Origin of the sequence: Sphingomonas sp. CBMAI 2297 (assembly GCF_029870595.1) — a bacterium.
In the GTDB taxonomy this organism is placed as follows: domain Bacteria; phylum Pseudomonadota; class Alphaproteobacteria; order Sphingomonadales; family Sphingomonadaceae; genus Sphingomonas.
Genome location: NZ_JAPDIR010000011.1, coordinates 101,518 through 125,111 on the forward strand (window position 1 = coordinate 101,518; position 23,594 = coordinate 125,111).

The 23,594-nt window shown below is 69.4% G+C and carries 23 protein-coding genes; 14 read left to right on the forward strand and 9 right to left on the reverse strand.

Annotated features, from left to right (window positions below):
• Nucleotides 1-101: 101 nt before the first annotated feature.
• Entirely contained in the window at nucleotides 102-1,121 is a 1,020-nt protein-coding gene (locus tag OMP43_RS15970; RefSeq protein ID WP_280280513.1) for an SGNH/GDSL hydrolase family protein, read from the forward strand.
• On the opposite strand, the gene OMP43_RS15975 is transcribed toward OMP43_RS15970, so the two are convergent.
• Both OMP43_RS15975 and OMP43_RS15980 read right to left on the reverse strand, forming a co-directional pair.
• Nucleotides 1,101-2,822, reverse strand: coding sequence for a hypothetical protein (locus OMP43_RS15975; protein ID WP_280280514.1), 1,722 nt, complete (start codon nucleotides 2,820-2,822; stop codon nucleotides 1,101-1,103). The two genes, OMP43_RS15970 and OMP43_RS15975, sit on opposite strands and share 21 nt — an antisense overlap.
• 185 nt (nucleotides 2,823-3,007) lie before the next feature.
• Nucleotides 3,008-4,318, reverse strand: a complete 1,311-nt coding sequence (locus OMP43_RS15980; protein ID WP_167300424.1) for a cystathionine gamma-synthase family protein — start codon at nucleotides 4,316-4,318, stop codon at nucleotides 3,008-3,010.
• Between the two features lie 191 nt (nucleotides 4,319-4,509).
• On the opposite strand from OMP43_RS15980, the gene OMP43_RS15985 reads away from it, so the two are divergent.
• Nucleotides 4,510-5,649, forward strand: a complete 1,140-nt coding sequence (locus OMP43_RS15985) for an N-acetylmuramoyl-L-alanine amidase (protein WP_280280515.1) — start codon at nucleotides 4,510-4,512, stop codon at nucleotides 5,647-5,649.
• A gap of 15 nt (nucleotides 5,650-5,664) precedes the next feature.
• On the opposite strand, the gene pgeF is transcribed toward OMP43_RS15985, so the two are convergent.
• The 4 genes from pgeF to lgt form a co-directional block, all read right to left on the reverse strand.
• Nucleotides 5,665-6,432 (reverse strand): peptidoglycan editing factor PgeF, encoded by a 768-nt coding sequence (pgeF, locus tag OMP43_RS15990; RefSeq protein WP_280280516.1) that lies wholly within the window; start codon nucleotides 6,430-6,432, stop codon nucleotides 5,665-5,667.
• The gene (locus OMP43_RS15995) at nucleotides 6,429-6,932 is read right to left on the reverse strand and encodes a GNAT family N-acetyltransferase (RefSeq protein ID WP_280280517.1); all 504 of its coding nucleotides are present in this window, start codon (nucleotides 6,930-6,932) and stop codon (nucleotides 6,429-6,431) included. Before OMP43_RS15995 ends, pgeF begins: the two co-directional genes overlap by 4 nt.
• The gene (locus OMP43_RS16000; RefSeq protein ID WP_280280518.1) at nucleotides 6,929-7,930 is read right to left on the reverse strand and encodes an SAM-dependent methyltransferase; all 1,002 of its coding nucleotides are present in this window, start codon (nucleotides 7,928-7,930) and stop codon (nucleotides 6,929-6,931) included. Before OMP43_RS16000 ends, OMP43_RS15995 begins: the two co-directional genes overlap by 4 nt.
• 92 nt (nucleotides 7,931-8,022) lie before the next feature.
• A complete protein-coding gene (lgt, locus tag OMP43_RS16005; protein WP_280280519.1) occupies nucleotides 8,023-8,892 on the reverse strand; it encodes a prolipoprotein diacylglyceryl transferase in 870 nt (289 codons plus the stop codon).
• A 110-nt stretch (nucleotides 8,893-9,002) separates the two neighbouring features.
• Between lgt and OMP43_RS16010 the strand changes: the two genes are divergently transcribed.
• From OMP43_RS16010 to OMP43_RS16030, 5 genes are all read left to right on the forward strand, one after another.
• Nucleotides 9,003-11,243, forward strand: a complete 2,241-nt coding sequence (locus tag OMP43_RS16010) for a molybdopterin cofactor-binding domain-containing protein (RefSeq protein WP_280280520.1) — start codon at nucleotides 9,003-9,005, stop codon at nucleotides 11,241-11,243.
• The gene (gene hemH / locus OMP43_RS16015; RefSeq protein ID WP_280280521.1) at nucleotides 11,240-12,265 is read left to right on the forward strand and encodes a ferrochelatase; all 1,026 of its coding nucleotides are present in this window, start codon (nucleotides 11,240-11,242) and stop codon (nucleotides 12,263-12,265) included. Before OMP43_RS16010 ends, hemH begins: the two co-directional genes overlap by 4 nt.
• 32 nt (nucleotides 12,266-12,297) lie before the next feature.
• The gene (gene phbB / locus OMP43_RS16020; protein WP_280280522.1) at nucleotides 12,298-13,020 is read left to right on the forward strand and encodes an acetoacetyl-CoA reductase; all 723 of its coding nucleotides are present in this window, start codon (nucleotides 12,298-12,300) and stop codon (nucleotides 13,018-13,020) included.
• Nucleotides 13,021-13,208: 188 nt separating this feature from the next.
• Entirely contained in the window at nucleotides 13,209-14,207 is a 999-nt protein-coding gene (locus tag OMP43_RS16025) for an esterase-like activity of phytase family protein (RefSeq protein ID WP_280280523.1), read from the forward strand.
• Nucleotides 14,208-14,244: 37 nt separating this feature from the next.
• Entirely contained in the window at nucleotides 14,245-14,694 is a 450-nt protein-coding gene (locus OMP43_RS16030) for a hypothetical protein (protein WP_280280525.1), read from the forward strand.
• Between the two features lie 96 nt (nucleotides 14,695-14,790).
• Here the strand turns inward: OMP43_RS16030 and rpmB are convergent, their stop codons facing one another.
• Nucleotides 14,791-15,087, reverse strand: a complete 297-nt coding sequence (rpmB, locus tag OMP43_RS16035; protein ID WP_086127409.1) for a 50S ribosomal protein L28 — start codon at nucleotides 15,085-15,087, stop codon at nucleotides 14,791-14,793.
• Nucleotides 15,088-15,260: 173 nt separating this feature from the next.
• Between rpmB and OMP43_RS16040 the strand changes: the two genes are divergently transcribed.
• The 4 genes from OMP43_RS16040 (at nucleotide 15,261) to OMP43_RS16055 (ending at nucleotide 18,266) form a co-directional block, all read left to right on the forward strand.
• On the forward strand, nucleotides 15,261-15,557 hold the full coding sequence (locus tag OMP43_RS16040) for a hypothetical protein (RefSeq protein ID WP_137861594.1): 297 nt from the start codon (nucleotides 15,261-15,263) through the stop codon (nucleotides 15,555-15,557).
• Nucleotides 15,558-15,780: 223 nt separating this feature from the next.
• Nucleotides 15,781-16,212, forward strand: coding sequence for a nucleoside deaminase (locus OMP43_RS16045; protein WP_280280562.1), 432 nt, complete (start codon nucleotides 15,781-15,783; stop codon nucleotides 16,210-16,212).
• 252 nt (nucleotides 16,213-16,464) lie between these two features.
• The gene (locus OMP43_RS16050) at nucleotides 16,465-17,772 is read left to right on the forward strand and encodes a hemolysin family protein (RefSeq protein ID WP_280280526.1); all 1,308 of its coding nucleotides are present in this window, start codon (nucleotides 16,465-16,467) and stop codon (nucleotides 17,770-17,772) included.
• On the forward strand, nucleotides 17,769-18,266 hold the full coding sequence (locus tag OMP43_RS16055) for an STM3941 family protein (protein WP_280280527.1): 498 nt from the start codon (nucleotides 17,769-17,771) through the stop codon (nucleotides 18,264-18,266). Before OMP43_RS16050 ends, OMP43_RS16055 begins: the two co-directional genes overlap by 4 nt.
• Nucleotides 18,267-18,606: 340 nt before the next feature.
• Here OMP43_RS16055 and OMP43_RS16060 read toward each other — a convergent pair whose 3' ends face one another.
• A complete protein-coding gene (locus OMP43_RS16060; RefSeq protein ID WP_280280528.1) occupies nucleotides 18,607-19,416 on the reverse strand; it encodes a helix-hairpin-helix domain-containing protein in 810 nt (269 codons plus the stop codon).
• Between the two features lie 241 nt (nucleotides 19,417-19,657).
• A complete protein-coding gene (gene purD / locus OMP43_RS16065; RefSeq protein WP_280280529.1) occupies nucleotides 19,658-20,920 on the reverse strand; it encodes a phosphoribosylamine--glycine ligase in 1,263 nt (420 codons plus the stop codon).
• Between purD and xseA the strand changes: the two genes are divergently transcribed.
• From xseA to OMP43_RS16080, 3 genes are read left to right on the forward strand one after another with little or no spacing between them, the layout of a single operon-like run.
• Nucleotides 20,919-22,295, forward strand: coding sequence for an exodeoxyribonuclease VII large subunit (gene xseA / locus OMP43_RS16070; protein WP_280280530.1), 1,377 nt, complete (start codon nucleotides 20,919-20,921; stop codon nucleotides 22,293-22,295). The two genes, purD and xseA, sit on opposite strands and share 2 nt — an antisense overlap.
• A 58-nt stretch (nucleotides 22,296-22,353) precedes the next feature.
• Complete coding sequence (locus OMP43_RS16075) at nucleotides 22,354-22,554, forward strand: DUF2093 domain-containing protein (RefSeq protein WP_167300438.1); 201 nt, start codon at nucleotides 22,354-22,356, stop codon at nucleotides 22,552-22,554.
• Nucleotides 22,554-23,456 carry a M23 family metallopeptidase gene (locus OMP43_RS16080; RefSeq protein ID WP_280280531.1) on the forward strand — a complete coding sequence of 301 codons (903 nt, stop codon included), beginning with the start codon at nucleotides 22,554-22,556 and terminating at the stop codon, nucleotides 23,454-23,456. The genes OMP43_RS16075 and OMP43_RS16080 overlap by 1 nt, the downstream gene beginning before the upstream one ends.
• Nucleotides 23,457-23,594 lie beyond the last annotated feature (138 nt).

Below are 23,594 nucleotides of genomic sequence, written 5' to 3' on the forward strand. Positions count from 1 at the left end.
AGCCATGGCGCGCCTCCAACCCGGATCGGAGCCGAATGCCGGCCGGCGATCGATCCGATGCCGCGATTTCGCGGGCGGGCGAGAGGGGCTACGGTGGCGCGATGAAGCCCCTTGCCCTTGCCCTGCTCGCCCCGCTCATCCTCTCCGCCGCGACCGTGCAGGAAGGCAGGCGGCTGGCCGTCCATGTCGGCGGCCGCGCGGTGGAGCAGGGCGGCGAGATGCGGTTCGGCTGGCCGGGCACCTATGTCGAGGCGCGCTTTCGCGGCACCGACGTCATCGCCCGGGTCGAGACGCGGGGCGACTTCCTGCGGGTGAGCCTGGACGGCAAGCCGTTCCAGACCCTGGTGACGCCGGGCCCCGCGACCGTGAAGATCACGGGGCTCAGGCCCGGCGTCCATGCCATCCGGATCGACAAGCTGACCGAGAGCCAGTCGGGCGGCAGCAGCTTTTTCGGCTTCTTCACGCACGGCGCGCCGCTCCCCGCGCCCGCCCGGGCCGGCGGGATCGAGTTCATCGGCGATTCGCACAGCGTGGGCTATGGCAACCTCTCCGCCACGCGCACCTGCACGGCGCAGCAGGTCCATGACATGACCGACACCAGCCAGGCCTTCGGGCCGCTCCTCGCCCGGCGGCTGGGCGCCGATTACCGGGTGATCGCCTATTCGGGCTATGGCGTCGTTCGCAACTATGCCGGCAAGTTCCCGGGCGAGAGCCTGCCCTTTCTCTATCCCCGCGCGCTTCCGGGCGAACCGGCGCCGGCCGCGCCCGATCCGGGCTGGAAGCCTTGGGCGATCGTCGTCAACCTCGGCACCAACGACTTCTCGACGCCGCTCCACGCCGGCGAGACCTGGGCCGACGAAGCGGCGCTGCGGGCCGCCTATCGCGCCCGCTATATCGACTTTGTGAAAGAGCTCCGGCGCCGCCAGCCCCAGGCCCGGCTGGTGCTGATGGCCGCCGGCAATTTCCACGCCGAGGTCGCCGCGGTGGCGGCGGCCACCGGCGCGACGGCGGTGCGGGTGCCCGCCCTCGCGATGACCGGATGCAACTGGCACCCCTCGCTCGCCGACCATCGCGTCATGGCCGATCTTCTGGCCGCGGCGCTAAAAGGCCGGCGCGGCTAGCTTCACGTCCGCCCGGTTCCAGGCGGCGGCGAAGTCCTTCTCCGCCGCGCCCGCATCCTTGCCTTGCGCCTTCAGCGCCTGGGCGAGGCCGAGCAGGGCCCAGCCGTTGCGCGGATTGCGCCGGGGATCCAGGTCTTCGCGGAACACCGCCTCGGCCTCGGCCGCCTTGCCGCCGTCGAGCAGGGCGGCGCCGAGCAGGTGGCGGGTGGGGAAGAATTCGTCCGACGGCTCGTTGTACGACAGCCCGTCCTCGACGGTGACCGCTTCGCGCAGCAGCGCGAGCGCGCGGGGGCCGTCCTTCCGGGCGAGCGCGATTCGCGCCTCGGCGCGCAGCGCGGCGATGCGGAAGAGCGGCGCGGCCAGGTTCATGCCGGCCAGCGCATCGGCGGGCGCGGCGGCGATCCTGGCCTTGAGCCCGGCCAGCTCGGCCTCGGCCTCCGGGAGCTTGCCCGTGGCGGCGAGCGCGATGGTGCGCGCCGACAGCCAGTTGACGGTCAGGTCGAGCAGCCGCGCATCGGGCCGGGGCTCGGCCAGCATCTCGTCCCAGCGGCCGAAGCGGACCAGCGCCTGGTAGAGATAGCCGATCCCCCAATCCATGCCGGGCATGGCGGCGGCCTGATCGTCGGTGAACACCAGCCGCACGTCGCGCAGCGCCTTGATCGTCTCGGCGCTGCGCCCCTCCATCGCCGTCGAAGCGGCGAGGAACTGGAGATTGTGCGCCGAATACATCGGATAATAGTCGATCGCCGCGGTCCGGGCGTAATAGGCCTTGTCCGCCGCATCGGCGCGGCGGTTCGCCTCGGCCGATTCCGCATAGCGGCCGACGCGCTGGAGGATGTGCGAGGGCATGTGCACGACATGGCCGGCACCGGGCATCATCGTGCCGATCCGCTCGGCCGCGCCGACGGCTCGGGCCGGCTCGGTCGATGCCTCGACGGCATGGATGTAATAATGGTTGGCGCCGGGATGATGCGGGTTGCGGGCGAGCACCGTCTCCAGCGTGGCGACGATCTCGGGCGTGTCGCGGGCCGGAGTGCCGTCGCCGTTCCACAGCTTCCACGGGTTCCGGTTCATCTGCGCTTCGGCGAAGAGGGTGAGGATGTCGTCGTCCTGGGGAAAGGCCCTCGCCGCGCCGCGCATCGCGTCGCCGAACGCGGCGAGCAGGGGCGCGCTGTTGCTCGCGTCGACCGGCTGCGGGCCGGTATAGCGCCGGGTGAGCGCCTGGATCAGCGCGCGGTTGGCGGGCGTGGCGCCGGGTGCCAGCGCCTCGGCCCTCTTCAGCGATTCCCATGCCACCCGGGCGCGGGCCGCCGCCATCATCGGCATGTTGTAATTGGGCCCGAGCGTGAGCGCGACGCCCCAATGGCAGATGCCGCACCGGGGATCGGCCTCCGCCGCCCTGGCGAAGCTGCGCGCCGCCTCGTCATGGTTGAACGCCCAGAGCAGGCGCATGCCCTGGTCGAAATAGGCCTGGGCGGCAGGCACCCTCGTCCCGGCGTCGCGGTGGAAGGTGCCGAGATCCGGGAAGAGCTGCGCGCCATGCGCCCAGTCGGCGAGCGTCTGCGGAAAGCCGTGCCCCGCATGCATGCCGGCCATGTCGCCGGCGGCATTGCCGGGCTGCGCCGCGGCGGGCTGCGCCGCGGCGGGCAGCGCGAGCAGCGGCGCCGCGAGCAGAGCCAGGAAGCGTGAAAGTCCGATCATGACCGAGTTCCCCCTCGGGCCGGCAAGATATACCTGCCGGCCCTTGATCTCAATCAACTCTCGCGGACCTTGCGGTTCCCCGGCAAAGGCCCGATGCAATGTCGTTCGAGAGGTTTTCCCGCCGCGTCAATTGCACCGATACTGGGCGCCGGCCTTTGCCCGGGCCGGAAGTTCCTGATTCTCGCTCAGACTGCCTTCAGCGCTTCCTCGAAATCGGCGATCAGATCGTCGGCATCCTCGACGCCGATCGAGATGCGGACGAGATTGTCGGTGATGCCCAGCGCCTGCTTGCGCGCGTCGGGCACCGAAAGATGGGTCATGCCGGCCGGGTGGCTGGCCAGCGTCTCGGTGCCGCCCAGCGACACCGCGAGCTTGGCGATCTTGAGGCTGTCGAGAAAGGCGAACGCCTCCTTCTCGCCGCCCTTGAGATAGAGCGAGAAGGTCGAGCCCGCGCCCGTGCAGTGGCGCCGATAGATATCGGCCTGGCGCGAGCCTTCCTCGAGGAAGCCGAGATAGCCGACATGCTCCACCTTGGGGTGGGTGCGCAGGAACTCGCAGACCTTCACGGCATTCTCGCCGGCGCGCGACATGCGCAGCTCCAGCGTCTCGAGGCTGCGGAGCAGCATCCAGGCGGTGTTGGGATCGCAGATCGTGCCGATCGTGTTGCGCATCAGCCGGATCGTGTTGATGTGCTCCTTCGAGCCGAGCACGCCGCCCGCCACCAGGTCCGAATGGCCGCCGGCATATTTGGTCAGCGAATAGACGACGATATCGGCGCCCTGCTTGAGCGGCTGGGCCCAGAGCGGGCCGAGGAAGGTGTTGTCGATCGCGATCGGCGGCTTGTTCGGCCCCTTGAAGATCGCGTCGCGGCTGGCGGCCACGGCTTCGACGTCGACCAGCGCGTTGGTGGGGTTGGCCGGCGATTCGAGATAGATCAGCGCGACGTTGCCGCTGGCGGCCTTGCCCAGCACCGCGTCGATCTCCTCGCGCGTGGCGCCGGCGGGGAAGTCGAGCCAGTGCACGCCGAAGCGGCCGAGGATGCGGGCGATCAGCGTCTCGGTCGCGGCATAGAGCGGTCCGGAATGGACGATCGTGTCGCCGGGCTTGACCATCGACAGGAACAAGGTGGCGATCGCCGACATGCCGCTGGAAAAGGCCAGCGCGTCCTCCGCGCCTTCCCACACGCCCAGGCGATCCTCGAGGATCTCCTGGTTCGGGCCGTTGAAGCGCGAATAGACCAGGCCCTCGGCGCCGCCCGGGCGCTTGCCGGTGACGCCCTCGAAATGGCGCTTGCCGGCGGCGGCATTGGGGAAGACGAAGGTGGAGGTGAGGAAGATCGGCGGCTTGAGCGAGCCTTCCGAGAGCATCGGGTCGAAGCCATGGCCCATCATCAGGGTGGCGGGCTTGAGCTTGCGTCCGCCGACCGTGTCGACATCCGCCTTGGGGCGGCGGCGCGGGGTTGCGCCGGTCAGGTCGGCTTCGGTCTCGTCGGTCATGCAGTCTCTCCGGTCAGGGGCGTGAGCGCGCGCGCTATGCCGCACTTTAGTTGCATCTGTAACGGAGTAGATGGCGAAGGACAGCCCCGCTTCCAACCCGTGTAGCCCATCCGTTACGGAGATTGTGCCGCTTGCCGATGCATTCACGATTATGAAGGTTCGTCCGATCGATTTCGGACGAGGGGCAAGAGATGCCGGACACCATGCTGATGAATCGCGTCGCCGAGCTCTATGCCGGGGAGGCTATCCGCCATCCTCAGCTCAAGGCGATCACGCTGGCGCAGTGGATGCTCGAAAGCGGGCGGATGACATCGGAGCTGGCGCGGCAGCACTACAATTTCGGCGGCCTGAAATATCGCCCGGAAATGGCGCCCTATGCCACGCGCGTCATGTATAACGCGCATGACGGCCTGGACGCCTATTGCAAGTTCGCCACGCCGGAGAATTTCATCAGCGGCTATTGGGCCTTCATTGCCCGCGCGCCTTACTCGGGATGGGAGATGCGCGCCGACAGCGCCGAGGAATATATGCGCTTCATCGGCGGGATCTACACGCCCAGCGCCGGCTATGCGGACAAGGTGCTCGCGCTCGAGGCCGAAGCGGCCGCGCTGCTTGCGAAATTCGCGTCGGGCAAGGTGAAGGCGTCGAGCAGCGGGACGACCGATATCGGCACCATCGTCCTCGACCCCGGCCATGGCGGGACGCAGAAGGTCGAGGGCAGCTCGCCCAATAACGCGACCAGCGTGAGCGGCGTGAAGGAAAAGAAGCTGGCGCTTGATTTCTGCATGATCCTGCGGGACCTGCTGATCCAGAAGGCCGGTGCGGCGAACCTCAAGATCAACGTCGTGCTCACGCGCACGGCCGACGTCAATCTGGGCCTCAAGGCCCGCGCCGGCTTCGCCAAGACGCACAAGGCCAAGGCGCTGCTCTGCCTCCATTTCAATGGAGATGGGAGGCCGGAAACATCGGGTGCGGAAACCTATCATGCCGATGCCGCGCACGGGAACCAGAACCTGACGGAGGACAAGGCATTCGCCGGTGCCGTCCACGCCGCCTGGGTGAAGGGCATGCGCCGCTTCCATCCCCAGGCCAAGGATCGCGGCCTCAAGCCCGAATCCGTCTCGGGGCCCGGCGGGTTGACCATCCTGACCGACGCAAATCTGGGCAACACGGCGGCCCGCAGATGCGTTGGCGCCTATGTCGAGGGCGAGTTCATCACCAATCCGACAATCGACAATCTGCTGATCTCCGGCCCCGATGCAGTGCCCAACCGGCACTTGCTGCTGGGCAGCGTGGCGGATGCGCTGATCGCCCATATGCGGGCCAGCTGATGCGGCGCCGAACCGTCAGGCCAGTCCGATGATCGAGATCTGCCGGCCATAGTCCGGCTCCCGCCGGTGCGTCGCGCGGCGATAGGAATAGAAATGCCCGGCCTGGGCATAGGTGTCCTGCCCCAGCATCTCGACGGTGCGGACGCCCGCCGCGGCCAGCCGGTGCGCGACATAGGCCTCGAGATCGAACTGCCAGTGATCCGCGCGGCGGCCTTCGGTGAAGAAACGCTCGTTCGCCGGATCGGCCTCGGCGAACCGGGCGAGGAAGCCGGCATCGACTTCGTAGGAGGCGCGGGCGATGCACGGGCCGACCGCCGCGACGATCCGGTCGCGGCGGGCGCCCAGCGTCTCCATCGCGGCGACGGTCGAATCGGTGACGCCGCCGATCGCGCCCTTCCATCCCGCATGCGCGGCGCCGACCACGCCGGCTTCGGTGTCGGCGAACAGCACCGGCGCGCAATCGGCGGTCAGGACGCCTAGGGCCAGGCCCGGCCGGTCGGTGACGAGCGCGTCGGCATGCGGGCGCAGCCGATCCTCCCAGGGCGCGGCCACGGTGACGCAGTCGGCGGAATGGACCTGATGCACGGAGACGAGGCGCCCGCCGGGCAGCACCGCCTCCACGGCGCGGCGGCGATTCTCGGCGATCAGCGCGGGCTCGTCGCCCGAGCCCAGCCCGACATTGAGGCTGGCCATGTCGCCCGTCGAGACGCCGCCCTTGCGGCCGAGAAAACCGTGCGCCACTCCGGCCAGCGCCCGCGCGCGGAAGATTTCGATCTCGCTCACAGCATGCGCCTCATCAACCGGTCCTCATCGGCATGCGCGCCGACCATGAAGGCATAGCGGCCGCGATCCTCGAACCCGTTCCGCGCGTAGAAGCGCCGGGCGCGGTGATTGTCGACATAGACCGAGAGCCACATCTCCCCGGCGCCCCGGGCCCGGCCCTGGTCGATGGCCCAGTCGAGCAGCGCCTGCGCCGCGCCGCTGCCCTTGGCCCGCTCGTCGAGATAGAGCTGGCGGAGCTCATAGGTGCGCGCGCTGGTCTCGGCGGGAAGGGTGAGGTTGCTGGTCTTGGCGAAGCCGGCCAGGCCTTGCTTGTCCTCGGCGAGCCGGAAGCACAGGTCCGGCGTGGCGAACTCCCCTGCCCAGGCCTCGGGCGTGAAGCCGGCCAGGAAGTCGGCAAGGTCCTTTGGGGCGTAGAGATGGCCGAAGGTCGCGACGAAGCTGGCGCGGAACAGCGCGTCGATCGCGGGCAGGTCGGCGGGGGTGGCGTCGCGGTAGATCATTCGAACCCCGCGGGCACCGGCCAGCCCGGCGCGGTGAAGGCGATCACCTTGAACAGCTCGCCCATCTGCTCGGGATCGGTCAGCCGGTCGCGATCGATGGCGAGCTGGCCGGCGCGGTCGGGCGCGGCGAGCGAGAGGCTGGCGGTGCGCTCGGCGATGCCGAGCCGCATCAGGAACGCGCCCTGCGGCACCGGGCCGTGGACGACCAGGCCCTCCGCCCGCGCGGCTTCGGCGAGCGTGCCGAAATCGACATGGGCGGTAAGGTCCGCCTCGCCCGGCATGTCGAAGGGATTGGCATAGGCATGGCCCTTCACCGCCTGGAGCGTGTCGCCGATCGCGGGCCCCATATAGCCATAGTCGATGATCAGCGCGGCGCCGCCCTGTTCGGTGAGGCGCCGGGCGAGCTGGCGCAGCACCGCGACGCTGGCGGGCGAAGTCTCGAGGATCGAGCCGGGCGCCGCGTCCTTGAAGTCGCACGGGATGATCATGTCGAAGCCGCGGTCGCCGTGAATGGGCAGGAACAGCATGTCCTGGCAGGCGACCAGCCGCTCCCGCCAGCCTTCCCGGGTGGCGATGAGCTGGCGGATCGGCAGCGCGTCGAAGAATTCGTTGGCGACGAAGATCAGCGGCGCGTCGTCGGGCAGGCCGACCAGGTCGAGATGGAATTCGGCATGCGCCACGCGCTCCGCCTGGGCGGCGCGCAGCGTCGGGCTGGTCTCGACCAGGTCGACCGGCGGCGCGAGCCCTGCCCTGGCCATGGCGCGCAGCGCATCGGCGGCGAGCGTGCCGCGGCCCGGGCCGAGCTCGACATAGCGGACGGGCGGTTCGCCGGCGCGCTGCCACAGGTCCGCCATCCACAGGCCGATCAGCTCGCCGAACATCTGGCTCACTTCGGGCGCGGTGGTGAAGTCGCCGCGCGCGCCGAGCGGGTCGCGCGTAGCATAGTAATGGGCGTTGGCGGCGCCCATGAACTGCGACAGCGGGATCGGCCCGGCCATGGTGATGGCGCGGGCCAGCCGCTCGGCGAGCAGGGGCTCGGCGGCGTTGGCCGCGCGTTCCCCCGCCGGCGCGTCGAGGGGATTCTCGCTGCTCAGGCGACGCTCTCCGTGCCCGCGATCGGCTCGACCCGCTGGCGGCGCTTCTTCGCGGTGACGATCAGATAGATGCCGCCCGCGATCATCGGCAGGCACAGCACCTGGCCCATATGGATGACATGCTCGAAGATCGTGCCGGCGAACTGCGAATCCGGCTCGCGGAAATATTCGACGAAGAAGCGGAAACAGCCATAGCCGAGCAGGAAGATGCCGACGAGCCTGCCCGGCTCGTAGCGCGCCTTGGTGCGCCAGAAGGCATAGGCGAGGATGGCGAAGAGGAGCACGCCTTCGAGCGCCGCCTCGTAGAGCTGGCTCGGGTGGCGGGCCAGCGGCCCGGCGCCCGGGAAGACGATCGCCCAGGGCAGGTCCGCCGGCTTGCCCCACAGCTCGCCGTTCACGAAATTGGCGAGGCGCCCGAAGAACAGGCCGAAGGGCGCGCAGCAGGCGACATAGTCGTGCACCCGCAGCCAGTTGAGCCCCTGGCGCCGGCACATCAGGATGATCGCCAGCGTGGTGCCGATCACGCCGCCATGGAACGACATGCCGCCGTCCCAGAGCCGGATGATGCGCATCGGATCGAGGAACATCTCGGGCGCGTAGAAGATCACATAGCCGAGCCGTCCGCCCAGGATGATGCCGAGCGTGGCGTAGAAGACGAGATCGTCGGCATGGCGCTTGCTCATCGGCGCGCCCGGCTGGCGGAGCAGGCGGAGAAGATACCACCAGCCGACCAGGATGCCGGCGATATAGGCCAGCGAATACCATTTGATCTCGAAGAAGCGGAGATTGAGCGCGACCTTGTCGAGGCCGAGATCCTTGAACTGGATATGGTCGGCCGCGGCGGCGGCCAGGGTGGAAAGCAGCACGGGTGGTCCCTCCGGATATCCGGCTCCGATAGAGCAGGCTCGTTGCAAACCCAATAGCCCCTGGAGGGCGCGGGGTGACAGGCTTTCGCCCGCGCGATAGAGCGATGGCGATGAAGGTCGATTTCGGCAAGCTCCAGAAGCTGGATCGGCGCACGCTGCTGATCGGCGGCGGCGTGGGCGTGGGGCTGGTGGTCGCCTGGGCGGTGTGGCCGCGCACCTATCTCCCCAATCTCACCGCGGCACCGGGCGAGAGCCTGTTCGGCGCCTGGATCAAGATCGGCACCGACGGGCACGTCTCGGTCGCCGTGCCGCAATGCGAGGAGGGGCAGGGCGTGTTCACCGCCATGCCGCAGATCATCGCCGACGAGCTGGGGGCGGACTGGAAGCTGGTGGGCGTCGAGCCGGCGCCGCTCAACCCGCTCTACGCCAATCCGCTGGCGGCCGAGGAACTGTTCGAGCTGGCGCTGGGCGGGCTGCCCGAGCAGCTGCGGCGCAGCCATGCCGCGCGCACCGGGCTGGTGCTCACCGGCTGCTCGACTTCGATCCGCAGCTTCGAGGACCAGCTGCGCCACGCCGGCGCCACCGCGCGGGTGCTGCTGTGCAAGGCGGCGGCGCGGCGCTGGGGCGCCGAATGGCAGAGCTGCGACACTGCCGGCGGCCAGGTGATCCACGGCAATTCGAAGCTCGGCTTCGGCGCGCTGGCGGCGGAGGCGGCGGACGAGCGGGTGCCCGGCGACGTGCCGCTGCGCACCGGCGAGGCGAACCGGCTCTATGGCCAGGACCTGCCCCGGCTCGACGCGCCGGCCAAGGTGGACGGCAGCCTGCTCTATGCGGCGGACGTGCGGCTGCCGAACATGGTGTTCGCCTCGATCCGGATGGGGCCGATCGGCGATACCGAGCTGGTGAAGCTCGACCGGGCGGCGGCGAACAGGATCCCGGGCATGCTCTCGATCGTGACCACGAAGGACTGGGTGGCGACGATTGCCAATAATGGCTGGGCGGCGGAGCGGGCGATCGACGCGATGCGCCCGCGCTTCAGGACGCCCGAGGAAGTGATCAACAATGATTCGATCGCCTCGGCGCTGAGCGACGCGCTGAACGCCGATGGCGCGCGGATCCACGAGGCCGGCGACCTGGCGGCGGATTTCCGCGGGGCGAAAGTGGTCTCGGCCGAATATCGCGTCGACGTGGCGCTCCACGCCGCGCTCGAGCCGATGACCTGCACGGCCAATTATCATGACGGGCACCTTTCGCTGTGGCTGCCGACCCAGGCGCCGGGGCTGGCGCGGGCGGCGGCGGCGCGGGCGATCGGCATTTCCGAGAACTCGGTGACCGTGCACGCGACGATGGCGGGCGGCTCGTTCGGGGCGAAGCTGGAACATGCGGTGGCGGAGCAGGCGGCCCTGCTCGCCGAGCGGATCGGCCGGCCCGTGCAGCTCACCTGGCCGCGCGGCGAGGACATGCGGCACGACCGCTATCGCCCGCCCGCGATCGGCCGGATGACCGGCAAGCTGAACCCGCGGGGCCAGGTCTCGGGCCTGCTCGCCAAGGTCGCCGCGCCCGAGACCGGCCGCGAGCTGGCGACGCGGCTGCTGGGCGGCGATCCGGTGGTGCAGGCTTCGCTCGCGCTGCCCGGCAAGGGCGATCCCTCGGCGGTGGCGGGGGCGCGGCCCTTCTATGCCATCCCCAATTACGCGGTCGATCACCATGTCGCCGCGATCGGCGTGCCCACCGGCTATTGGCGCTCGGGCGCGCACAGCTACAATTGCTTCTTCGTCGAGAGCTTCATGGACGAGCTGGCGCATGCCGCCGAGCAGGATGCGGTGTCGTTCCGCATGGCGATGCTCGGCGGCGAGACGCGGCTGGCGCGCTGCGTGCAGATGGCCGCCCAGCTGGGCGGCTGGCAGGGTGGCCAGCCGGGCGGCGGCCAGGGCATCGCCTGCCACGCCTTTCGCGGCTCCTATATCGCGGTGATGGCCGAGGCCCGGCTCGAGGGGCGCAAGGTGAAGGTCGAGCGGCTGGTCGCGGCGGTCGATTGCGGGCGGGTGGTGAACCCGGACCTGGTGACGCAGCAGATCGAGGGCGGGCTGCTGTTCGGCATGGCCGCGGCGCTGGCCGGGTCGACCGGCTTCACCGAGAATGTCGCCGACGTGCGCGATCTCTCCGAGCTCGGCCTGCCGACCCTGGCCGATGCGCCGGACATCACCGTGGAGCTGATCCGCAACGCCGCCGATCCGGGTGGCGTGAGCGAGCTTGCCGTGCCCCCGGTCGCGCCCGCCATCGCCAACGCGCTGCAATCGGCGAGCGGCGTGCGCTTCCGCGTGCTGCCTTTGCTTTCGGACGTCGAATGAGCATTCCCGACGGGCATCCGCCCTTGCCCGCGCCGGCCGGAACCGGCGTGCTGCTGATCAATCTCGGCACGCCCGGCGCGCCCGACGCCGCATCGGTGCGGCGCTACCTGGCCGAGTTCCTCTCCGATCGCCGTGTCGTCGAGATCCCGCCTTTGGTCTGGCAGCCGATCCTGCATGGGATCATCCTGCGCACCCGGCCGAAGAAGTCCGCGCATGCCTATCAGCAGGTATGGCGGCCGGACGGATCGCCGCTCGCCGCGATCACCAGGGCGCAGAGCGAAGCGTTGCAGGGGGCATGGGGCGACGACGTGCTCGTCGATTGGGCGATGCGCTACGGCAAGCCGGCGATTGCCGACCGGCTCGCCTCGATGCAGGCCGGCGGCGCCCGGCGCATCCTGATCGCGCCGCTCTATCCGCAATATTGCGCGGCGACCACCGCCACCGCCAACGATGCCGCCTTCGCCGCGCTGGCGAAGCTGCGCTGGCAGCCGGCGGTCCGCACCCTGCCGCCCTATCACGATCACCCCGCCTATATCGCCGCGCTCAAGGCATCGGTGGAAGCCGGCCTCGCCCGGCTCGATTTCGTGCCCGATGCGATCCTGGCGAGCTTTCACGGCATGCCGCAGCGGACGCTCGACCTTGGCGATCCCTATCATTGCCATTGCCGCAAGACCGCGCGCCTGCTGGGCGAGGCATTGGCGGAAACCCTGGGGGGGCGTGAGCTCATCGTCACCTTCCAGTCGCGTTTCGGCCGGGCGAAATGGCTGGAGCCCGCCACCGACGCCGTGCTCGCCGCGCTGCCGGCCAAGGGCGTGAAGAAGGTCGCGATCGTCGCGCCGGGCTTTTCGGCCGACTGCCTCGAGACGCTGGAGGAGCTGGCGATTCGCGGGCGCGAGACGTTCCTCGCCGCGGGCGGGGACCGGTTCGCCTATCTGCCCTGTCTCAACGACAGCGCCGGCGGCATCGCGATGCTGCGCACAATTTTGCGTGAGGAGCTTGCGGGCTGGATCGAGCCTGCCTAGCGTTTCGGTCCACCACGAAGGAGAGGAAGAGCATGGCACGCGTAGCGATCGTGACGGGCGGCACCCGCGGTATCGGCGAGGCGATCAGCCTCGCGCTCCAGGATGCGGGAATGATCGTCGCCGCCAACTATGCGGGCAATGAGGAGAAGGCCCGGGCCTTCACCGACCGCACCGGCATCGCGGCGTACAAATGGGACGTGGGCGATTATGACGCCTGCCACGAAGGTGTGGCGAAGGTGACGGCCGAGCTCGGCCCGGTCGACGTGGTGATCAACAATGCCGGCATCACCCGCGACGGCACGATCCTGAAGATGAGCCGCGACATGTGGGAGGATGTGATCCGCATCAACCTGGGTGGCTGCTTCAACATGGCGCATGCGGTGTTCCCGGGCATGCGCGACCGCAAATGGGGCCGTATCGTCAATATCGGCTCGATCAACGGCCAGGCCGGCCAATATGGCCAGGTCAACTATGCCGCCGCCAAGTCCGGCATCCACGGCTTCACCAAGGCGCTGTCGCAGGAAGGCGCGCGCTTCGGCGTGACGGTGAACGCGATCGCGCCCGGCTATATCGATACCGACATGGTCGCCGCGGTGCCGCCCGAGGTGCTGGAGAAGATCGTGGCGAAGATCCCGGTGGGCCGGCTCGGCCAGGCGCACGAGATCGCGCGCGGCGTGGCGTTCCTCTGCTCGGACGAGGCGGGTTTCGTCACCGGATCGACGCTGTCGATCAACGGCGGCCAGCACATGTACTGACGCGATGAGGGCCGCCCCTTTCAGGGCGGCCCCCAACCCCTCGATACGCTACGCGAGGGAAACTCTTGTTCGAACAACCAACGTCCCAATAGGCGGGTTCCCTTTAGTTTCTTCTGAACGGGCTGGTCACCTGGCGTTCATCTTTCGGGCGCTGGTCCTTCCGCCGCCAGCCGCTATGAGCGGAGGCGATGCTGCTCCGCCCCGTGATCGCCCTGTTCTCTCTCGGTTCCATCCTACTGCTCTCCGCATCGGGGCGCGACGGGCGCGACCTGCTGGGCAAGGTGCCGCGCATGACCGTGGAGCGCGTGCCGCTCGACGCGCGCGATCCCGGGCGGACCCGGGTGGGGGCGCTCACCTATCTGGGCGGCATCCGGCTGAAGAGCCCGGATCGCGCCTTTGGCGGCTTCTCCTCGATGCAGATCAAGGGCGATCACTTCACGCTGCTCAGCGACGGCGGCACCTTCATCCGCTTCCGCATGGGCGCCGACTGGACGCCGCGCGAGCTGGTGTTCGGCGACCTGCCCGACGGCCCGGGCACCGGCTGGTTGAAATCGGATCGCGATTCGGAATCGATGACGAGCGACCCCGCCACCGGACAGATCTGGGTGGGTTTCGAGCGATATAATGCGATCTGGCGCTACGATGCCGGGCTGACCCGCGCCGAGCGGAGCGCGGAGCCGGCGGCGATGCGCGACTGGTCCGTCAATGGCGGGCCCGAATCGATGGTGCGCCTCGCCGATGGCCGATTCGTGGTGATCGGCGAGACCTCGCGGCCCAAGGGGAGCCGGATCGGCCGCGAGGCGCTGCTCTTCCCGGGCGATCCCACCAGGCCGGGGATCGAGCCGATTCGCTTCGTCTACATGCCGCCCGGCGAGCTCTATGATCCGAGCGACGCCGTGCAGCTGCCCGACGGGCGGCTGATCGTGCTCAACCGGCGCTTCGCGGTGCCGAGCCTGTTCACGGTGAAGCTGACCCTGGTGGATCCGAGGGAATTCCGCCCCGGTGCCGTGGTGCGCGGCACGGAGATCGCGGCGCTGGCGGCGCCGCTGGTCCACGACAATTACGAAGCCCTGGCGATCACGCGCGAGGGCGACGACACGATCCTGTGGATGGCGTCGGACGACAACCAGCAATTCTGGGAATGGTCGCTGCTGCTCAAGTTCCGGATCGAGTTCGGGAAGCATTGAACCTTGCGAATCGCCGGCAGGCTCGCATGATAAGAACATGGCAAGCTTCATCCGGCATTTCCGCAGCCTGCCGTTTCCTGCGAAGGCGGTCGTGCTGTCGCTGGGACTATTGGTTCCATTTTACGCATATGCCTTGCATAGCGTTCGAGAATGGCAGTCGGGCGGTTCGCCTGCTGCTGCGCTGACCGCCCCCTATTTCTGGGCAATCATGTCGGGCCGTGCCGCCGGAGCCATCGCCTTGGCTGTTCTGCTCTTGTATCGCAGGCGTCCGACGTCGGTTGCAGTGACAGTCACGGCGGTGTGGCTGTGCGGGCCGCCTCTCACCTTCCTTTGGAGGGGTATCGAGGTACTGGCGGTCAGTGGTGGCAGAGCGTCGTGGGCGGGCGACCCGGTTTCCTGGATCATGTATGCGGGATTGCTTCCCGCCTGCATCACCCTCGCATTGCTGGTTCCGAAAAGCGTCCGCGCCGAGTTCGGTCTCGCTTGAACCGCTTCAGGTTTCTCTCAGCCAAACGAACATGCGAAAAGCCCGCCCTCCGCATGGAGAACGGGCTCGCATGGAGCCGTCAAAGGCCCGGGCTGGTTAGGCCGCGGTCTTCTCGGCCGACGCCTTGCGCACTTCGCGCTTCAGGCGGCGGGCGCGCAGCGACAGATCGTCGTCGCTGGTCTTGAGCAGCCAGTTGTCGAGGCCGCCATTATGCTCGACCGAGCGCAGGCCGTGGGTCGAGACGCGCAGGCGCACGCTGCGGCCCAGCGCATCGCTGATCAGCGTGACGTTCTGCAGGTTCGGCAGGAACGTACGCTTGGTCTTGTTGTTGGCGTGGGAAACGTTGTTACCCACCTGCCGGCCCTTGCCGGTCAGCTCGCAAATGCGCGACATCGCTTGATATCCTGGTTTGAGCCTCAGCGAACTGGGGCCGGAAAGGTGGCGCCGATAGCCGTAATGGGACGGTGCGTCAACCGATTCGCCCCAAGAAACGCCTTGTGCCGACGCAACCACCATGGTTGATGCGGCGTTGATTACGCAACCGATTCAATTGGGGAGATGAAGCGATGCGTGGAATTCTCGTTCTCATAGGCCTGATCGCGCTGGCCGTGGTGGTGCTCATGTCGGTCGGCATGCTGCGTATCGAGCAGCAGCAGGGCGCGACGATGCCGACGATCACGTTCGACGCCAAGGGCGGCCAGCTGCCCAAGTTCAAGGCGGAGACGGGATCGGTCGGAATCGGATCGACCAACACGACCGTGGCGGTGCCGACGGTCGAGATGAAGAACACCACCGTCACGCTGCCCACCATCGAAGTGAAGCAGGCCGGCGCCACGCCGACGCCCACGCCCGCCGCGAAGTAGGCGGCGGCGCGTGCCGGGCTGGCGGTGGCGGCGATTTCCCGCTGCCGCCGTCCCGAACCGTCACCCCCGCGAAGGCGGGGGGGGGGCAGCGCCACGCGCATCACATCCGTGCTCGCTCGTTGCTTGCTCGTTGCATCCGCACGAGACGGGGCCCCGCCTTCGCGGGGGTGACGCGCTGGCGGGGCTACGGTAGTCACGCTCGATGTTCCCGCTTCCCGAACCGATGCGCATCGCGCTCGACGCCGCCCGCGCGGCGGCCGAGGCGGGCGAGGTGCCGGTCGGCGCGGCGCTGGTGCACGAAGGCAAGGTGATCGCCGCGGCCGCCAATGCCCCGCGCACGCTCCACGATCCCACCGCCCATGCCGAGATGCGGGTGATTCGCGCGGCGGCCGAGCGGCTGGGTCGCGAGCGGCTGGAGGATTGCGACCTGTGGGTCACGCTCGAGCCCTGCGCGATGTGCGCGGGCGCGATCGCGCATGCCCGGATCGCGCGCGTCTATTACGGCGCCGGCGATCCCAAGGGCGGCGCGGTCGAGCATGGCCCGCGCTTCTTCGCCCAGCCGACCTGCCATCACCGCCCCGAAATCTATCCCGGCATCGGCGAGGCCGAGGCAGGCGAGATACTGCGCGAGTTCTTCCGCGAGCGGCGCGGCTAGGGTCCGTACGCTATCTTGCCAGCGCAAGCGCAAGCGGGATCCAGGGCCAGGAGCGGGCTGCGAGCAGTCGAGTCCCGTGCGCACCGGGGCGCTCGCGCAATGGCATCATTGTCCTGCGCTACCCCGGATCCCCGCCTGCGCGGGAAGGATGGGGTTTGCCGATTGAGTCGTGGCCCCAGCCTTACATTTCATTGCGCGGATGCAACGCCGGTTGCCGCGTGGCACCATCTGCGGATATGAAGGCGCCACACCATGTTGGCGCCTTTCCCCTGGATAGACGTAGCGATCATCTTCGCGCTGATCGTTCTGAACGGCCTTTTCTCGATGTCCGAACTCGCGATCGTATCGTCGCGCACGGCGCGGCTGGAGGCGATGGCGCGCGCCGGGCGCAGCGGCGCCGGCGCGCGCACCGCGATCCAGCTCGCCGCCGATCCGGGCAAGTTCCTTTCCACCGTGCAGATCGGCATCACTCTGATCGGCATCGTCGCCGGCGCCTATTCGGGCGCCAGCCTGGGCGAGCCGACGGCGCAGCGGATCGAGCTGCTCGGCGTGGGCGACGAGCTTGCCCATACGCTCGGCATCGCGATCGTGATCGGCCTCACCACCTTCGCGTCGCTGGTCGCGGGCGAGCTGGTGCCCAAGCAGTTCGCGCTGCGCTCGCCCGAGCCGATCGCGGTGCTGGTCGCGGTGCCGCTGCTCTGGACCAGCCGCGCGACCGCGCCGCTGGTGTGGCTGCTCGATTCGACCACGCGGCTCATCTTCCGCCTGATCGGCCTCAACCGCGAATCGGAGAATCGCGTCACCGCCGAGGAACTGCACCTGCTCGTCGCCGAGGCGAGCAAGTCGGGCGTGATCGAGGAGCATGAGCGCTCGATCATCTCCAGCGTGGTCCGCCTCGCCGACCGGCCAGTGCGCGAAGTGATGACGCCGCGCACCGAAGTCGACTGGGTGGACGTCAATCTGGACGCCGACGGCATCCGCGAGGCGCTGCTGCTCACCCCGCACACCCGCCTGCCGGTGGCCGAGGGATCGGTGGACACGGTGATCGGCGTGGTCCAGGCGCGCGACATCGCCGCCGCGCTGTTCCGGGGAGAGGCGCTCGACCTGCGCAAGCTGATGCGCGAGGCGCCGATCCTGCCCGACACCGTCGACGCGATGGACGCGCTCGGCGCGCTGCGGCGCGCGGAAGTGCCGATGGGGCTGGTGCATGACGAATATGGCCATTTCGAAGGCATCGTCACGCCCGCCAACCTGCTGGCCGCGATCGCGGGCGAGCTCGCCTCGGACGTGGAGCCTGGCGACAATCCCAATATCGTGACGCGCGAGGACGGTTCGCTGCTCGTCTCGGGCCAGATGGCGGCGGATCTGCTCGCCGAGCGGCTCGGCCTCGATCTCGACGAGGATCGCGACTATGCCACTGTCGCCGGCCTGGCGCTGGCGGTGTTCAAGCGGCTGCCCAACGAAGGCGATTATTTCGTCGAGCAGGGCTGGCGCTTCGAGATCGTCGACATGGACGGGCGCAAGATCGACAAGCTGCTGGTCCAGCGCGCGGCGGGGTGAGCGCGGCGCCTTTCGTGGCGCGCGTGTCGCCAGGCAAGCTGGCCGCGCTTCTGGTGCTCGGGCTGGTGATGGTCGCGGCCGCGCTGGTCGCGGCGCTGTTGCCCGACGTCGATGCCGTTTCACACGTCCTCGCCTGGGTGGGCGTGGCATTTTTTTCGCTTTGTGTGCTCGCCATCGTCCGGCAGCTGTTCCGGACCGGGCCCGTGCTGGAGATCGGGCCCGAAGGGCTGCTGTGGCGCCGCTGGTCCGCGGAGCGCATCCCCTGGGCCGCGTTCGTCCGCGCCGCGGAGACGTCGATGCAGCGCCAGCGCTTCGTCTCGCTCTGGTTGCGCGACCCCGAATGCCATCGCTCGACGACGGCGATGGGGCGGCTGGCCGGTGCCAACAAGGCGATCGGCTTCGGCGACATCACGCTGGCCGCGACGGGACTATCGTGCAGCCACGCCGAAATCCTGGCTGCGGTGCGCGCCAACGCGCCGCAGCTCTTCGCCTAGGGTCCGTATTCGCTACCGGCAATGGTCGTGGCGGAGCGGATTTGGGCGCGAAGATAGGTACGAGGAGGGCGCGATGCGGCGCATCGTGACCCCAAGGGACGTCGGCTCGCGAGGCGGCTGTACGCCATAAGCGAAGGGGTCGGCTCGGGAAGCATGGCAGTTGCCGGTATCGAATATGGGCCCCAGGTCGGGCCGACATTCGACCTGTCCTCCCCCGGAGAGAGAGGGAAGCCAGCGCGGCTGGTGGAGGGGGCTGGGCGCAAGCGGCGCCGCCAATGGCGGCCCCCACCCTCCGGGAGAGGAATGGATGGCATCTTGCATTGCTGAACGGCAATGCGGCCTAAAGCTTCCCGAACACGCCTTCGAAGCCGGCAATGTCTTCCTTCGCCAGGAAGCTCGCCTGCTCGATCCAGCGGTCGCGGTGAATGCGGCCCTGGAAGTCGCCCAGCCTGGCGTCGAGCGCGTCGGCTTCCTCGGGCGTGAGCGCCGCGAGCTGGGCGAAGCTGGTGATGCCGACGCTGCCCAGCCGCTCGGCCAGGCGCGGGCCGACGCCCTTCATCCGAGTGAGGTCGTCGGCCGCCGGGGTGGCGGGCGCCGGCTCCGGCTCCGGCTCCGGCGCGGCGGGCTCGCTTGGCGCGGGAGCCGGTGCGTGCACGGGCTCGGCGATGTCCGAGGCGAGCGAAGCGAGCGTGGCGTCGAGCGGCGCGGCGGCGGCGATCGGCTCGTTGGTCAGGGGCTCGGGGGCCAGCGGTTCGGGAGCGACGGGCGCGGGCGCCTCTTCTGCCGGCGGCGCGGCAGCCTCGGCAGCCGGCTCCGCTGCCGGTTCCGGAACGGGTGCTTCCTCGACGACGGGCGGGAGCGGCGCCGGCACGATCGCGGCGGCGGGCTCGGGCGGCGGCGCCAGCGGCGGCTCGGCGAGCGGCGGGGGCGGCGGAGCGACGGGCGGAGTGATCGGCCGGGCCTGCGCGGCGTCCTCGCGATACTCCTCGTTATATTCCTCGATCTCCGCGCGCGCATTGCGGCGGCGGCCGGCGAGGCGGGCCCCCCACCACAGGACGAGGAGCGCGAAGACGATGCCGATGGCGATCGCCGCGAAGGGGAGCGTCAGCCAAAGCGGGGCTCCCTGGAAGAGCGGTTCCGTGCTGTTCATCTGCGCCTGTCCCGTACCTGCGAAATTGCGATTCCCGGCAACTGCATACCGTGGTGCGGCGCAGCGCGACAAGCTGATCGCGCCATGCCGGGCGCCGAGTGTCCCGAAACGACAAGCCTTGCGGCAGGTCCGCGGCCGTTGAAGGGCGACGTCCGGGTCAAGTATCCAAGCGCGCTGTTGAGACCAATTCCGTCATCCCCTCCTGCGCGGGGAGGACGCCGGAGGCCATCGAGTCCGCAGCCTAGCCCTCGCGCGCGACTTCGCGCCAGCCGATGTCGCGGCGGCTGAAACCGGTGGGGAAGTCGATCGCGTCCACCGCGGCATAGGCCGCGGCCTGCGCCGCCTTTGCCGTTTCGCCCAGCGCGGTGACGTTGAGCACGCGGCCGCCGCTGGCGACGAGCGTGTCGCCGTCCATCCGGGTGCCGGCCTGGAAGACCTTGGCGCCGGTCGCTTCCGCCCGGTCGATCCCCGCGATCGCGCCGCCGGTCTCGGGCGTGCCGGGATAGCCGCTGGCCGCCATCACCACGGTGAGCGCGGTCCGGGCCGCGAAGGTGGGCGCGGGCTGGCCGGCCAGCTCGCCCTTCGCCACCGCCAGCATCAGCTGGAGCAGGTCGCCGGTGAAGCGCATCATCAGCACCTGGCATTCGGGATCGCCGAAACGGGCATTATATTCGATCAGCTTGGGGCCGGTGGGCGTCAGCATCAGTCCGGCATAGAGCACGCCCGAATAGGGCGCGCCCATCCGGGCCAGCGCCGCGATCGTCGGGCGGACGATCTCGTCGATCGCCCGGGCCTCCAGCGCGGGCGTGAGCACCGGGGCGGGGCTATAGGCGCCCATGCCGCCGGTGTTCGGGCCGGTATCGCCGTCGCCCACGCGCTTGTGATCCTGGGCCGAGCCGAAGGAGACGAGCGTCTCGCCATCGGTGAGCACGAACAGGCTGGCTTCCTCGCCTTCCAGGAATTCCTCGATCACCACGCTGGCGCCCGGCTCGGCGAAGATCGCCCGCACCGCGCCTTCGGCCTCCTCATGGGTGAAGGCCACCGTCACGCCCTTGCCCGCGGCCAGGCCGTCGGCCTTGATCACCACCGGCAGGCCGAAATCCTCGAGGCTGGCGAGCGCGCCGTCGCGGCTCTCGCAGCGGACATAGCCGGCGGTCGGGATCCGCTCGCGCGCGCACAGGTCCTTGGTGAAGCCCTTGGAGCCCTCGAGCTGGGCGGGCACCTTGTTCGGCCCGAACACGGCCAGCCCCATGGTGCGCAGATTGTCGGCCAGGCCGGCGACCAGCGGCGCTTCGGGCCCGATCACCACGAAGCCGATCGAGTGGCGCAGGCAGAAGTCGATCACGGCCCGGTGGTCGTTCACCGCGATGTCCACGATTTCGGCGTGCTCGGCTATTCCCGGATTGCCCGGCGCGGCGTAGAGCCGCTCGAGCAGCGGCGATTGCGCGAGCTTCCAGGCGAGCGCATGTTCGCGGCCACCGGACCCCAACAACAGGACATTCATGGCCGACCCCTTTCCCGATACGCCTGGGCGGCTCGTAGCCGAGCCGGTGCCGGGCGACAACGCGCCTGCGCTTTCGGTGAGCGAATTATCTTTGGCATTGAAGCGGATGGTCGAGGGCGAGTTCGGCCATGTCCGGCTGCGCGGCGAGATTTCGGGGTGGAAGCGGGCGGCGTCGGGCCATGCCTATCTGGCGCTCAAGGACGCGGACGCGGTGATCGACGGGGTGATCTGGCGCGGCGCCGCCAGCGCGATCCCGTTCCAGCCGCAGGACGGCATCGAAGTGATCGTCACCGGCAAGCTCACCACTTATCCGGGGCGCAGCAAATACCAGATCGTCATCGACCGGATGGAGCTGGCCGGCGAGGGCGCGCTGATGGCGCTGTTCGAGAAGCTGAAGGCCCGGCTGGCGGGCGAAGGGCTGTTCGATCGCGAGCGCAAGCAGCCGCTGCCTTATATGCCCAGGGTGATCGGCGTCGTGACCTCGCCCACCGGCGCGGTGATCCGCGACATCCTGCATCGCCTGGCGGACCGGTTTCCCAGCCATGTGCTGGTCTGGCCGGTGAAGGTGCAGGGCGACGGCGCCGCGCAGGAAGTGGCGAACGCGATCCGTGGCTTCGATGCGCTGGCGGAAGGCGGCGCGGTGCCGCGGCCCGACCTGCTGATCGTCGCGCGCGGCGGCGGCTCGATCGAGGACCTGTGGGCGTTCAACGAGGAAGTGGTGGTGCGCGCCGTCGCCGCCTGCCGCATCCCGGTGATCTCGGCGGTGGGGCACGAGACCGACACCAGCCTGTGCGACTATGCCGCCGACCTGCGCGCGCCGACGCCGACCGCGGCGGCGGAGATCGCGGTGCCGGTGCTGGCCGATGTGCGCCACACGCTGGCGACGCTGGCGCACCGCACCGAGCGCTGCGTGCGCCGCTATCAGGAGCGCGCCGGCGAGCGGCTGGCCGCCCTGGTGCGCGTGCTGCCGCGCCGCGACGCCCTGCTCGGGCCGCAGCGGCAGAAGATGGACGATCTGGGCGGCCGGCTCGACCGGGCGCTGGAGCGCCGGGTCACGCTGGCGCGCGGCCAGCTCGACCGTTCGGCGGGGGCGCTCCGTCCCGCGATGCTCGACCAGCGGCTCGCCGCGGCGAAGCAGCGGCTGGCGGGCATCGGCCGGCATCTCGAGCTGGTGCATCCCAATCGCCCGCTCGAGAAAGGCTATGCCTGGGTGGAGGCGCGGGGCACCCGCAAGGTGATCGGCACGGCCGAAGGCGCGCGCGCGGCGGGCGCCGTGACGCTCCATTTCATCGACGGTGCCGTCGATGCGCGGGTTGAGCGGCCGGGCGGCAAATCCTATGATGCGGCCAGGCCCGAACAGCCCAGCCTGTTGTGAGCCGGGCCGTCGTGAAGATGCCGGTCCCGAGATTGCCAGTTACGAGGATGCCGCGCTTATGCTGATGTCGAATCCCGTCGCCCGCGCGGCACGCCTCCACTTCATGGCGAACGGCTTTCGCGTGCTGACGCCCGGCGACCATGTCGTCTGCGCGGTCAGCGGCGAGAAGGTGCCGCTCGAGCGGCTGCGCTACTGGAGCGTCGCCGCCCAGGAGCCCTATGCCTCCGCGGCGCTGGCGATGCAGGCGATGCGCGGCTGATGGGACTCGCTGCCCGGCTGCCCGCCGCGATCCTCGGCTTCACGCTGCTGGGTAGCGCCCAGCTGCCCGCCGCGCCCGGCGGCGTGGTTTCCGCGGCGGCCGTGGCGGCGATTCCGCCGGCGCCCGACGTCGCGGGTCCCTTCGCCTTTCAGGGGCAGCTGGTCCAGGGCGGCGCCGTGATCGGCACCGCGCCGAAGGGCACCAGCCTGTTGACGCTCGACGGCGAATCGGTGCCGGTCACGCCCGACCGCCGCTTCCTGATTGCCTTCGATCGCGATCACGGCCCCGCCGCGACCCTGGTGGCGACCTTGGGCGACGGCACCCAGCAGCGCCAGGTGCTGGCGATCGCGCCGCGCGCCTGGGACATTTCGCGGCTCGATACCCTGCCCAAATATCCGGTGCCGCGCCCCGAGTTCGATCGGGTGCGCCCCGGCGAGCTCGCCCAGATCAATGCCGCGCGCAAGCTGCAGACCGATTCGGCGGGCTGGCGCCAGATGCCGTTCTTCTGGCCGGTGGTCGGGCGCATCTCCACGCTGTTCGGATCGCAGCGCTTCTATCGTGGCGAGCCCGGATCCTATCATTCGGGGATCGACGTCGCCCGGCCAACCGGCACGGTGGTGCTGGCGCCGGCCGACGGCGTGGTGATCCTCGCCGCCGCCAGGCCCTTCACGCTGGAGGGCAATCTGCTGATGATCGATCACGGCGCGGGGCTGAACAGCGCCTTCATGCACCTCTCGCGCATCGACGTGAAACTGGGCGAGCATGTGCGGCGCGGCCAGCCGATCGGCGCGGTGGGAATGACGGGGCGCGCCAATGGGCCGCATCTCCACTGGAGTCTCAAGTGGCGCGACGCGCGGATCGATCCGCTACTCGTTGCGGGGCCGATGCCTGTTACCGATTGAGGCGCGAATGTGTCGCGCTGCAACACAAAGAAACACGAATCACAGGCGTCGCGCAATATTACAAGCAACCTTGTGGCATTTTAGCTACAGTCCCGTTGAAAGCGCGCGCGCAGGGCCATGCGCGGTTTACAGTCGCGG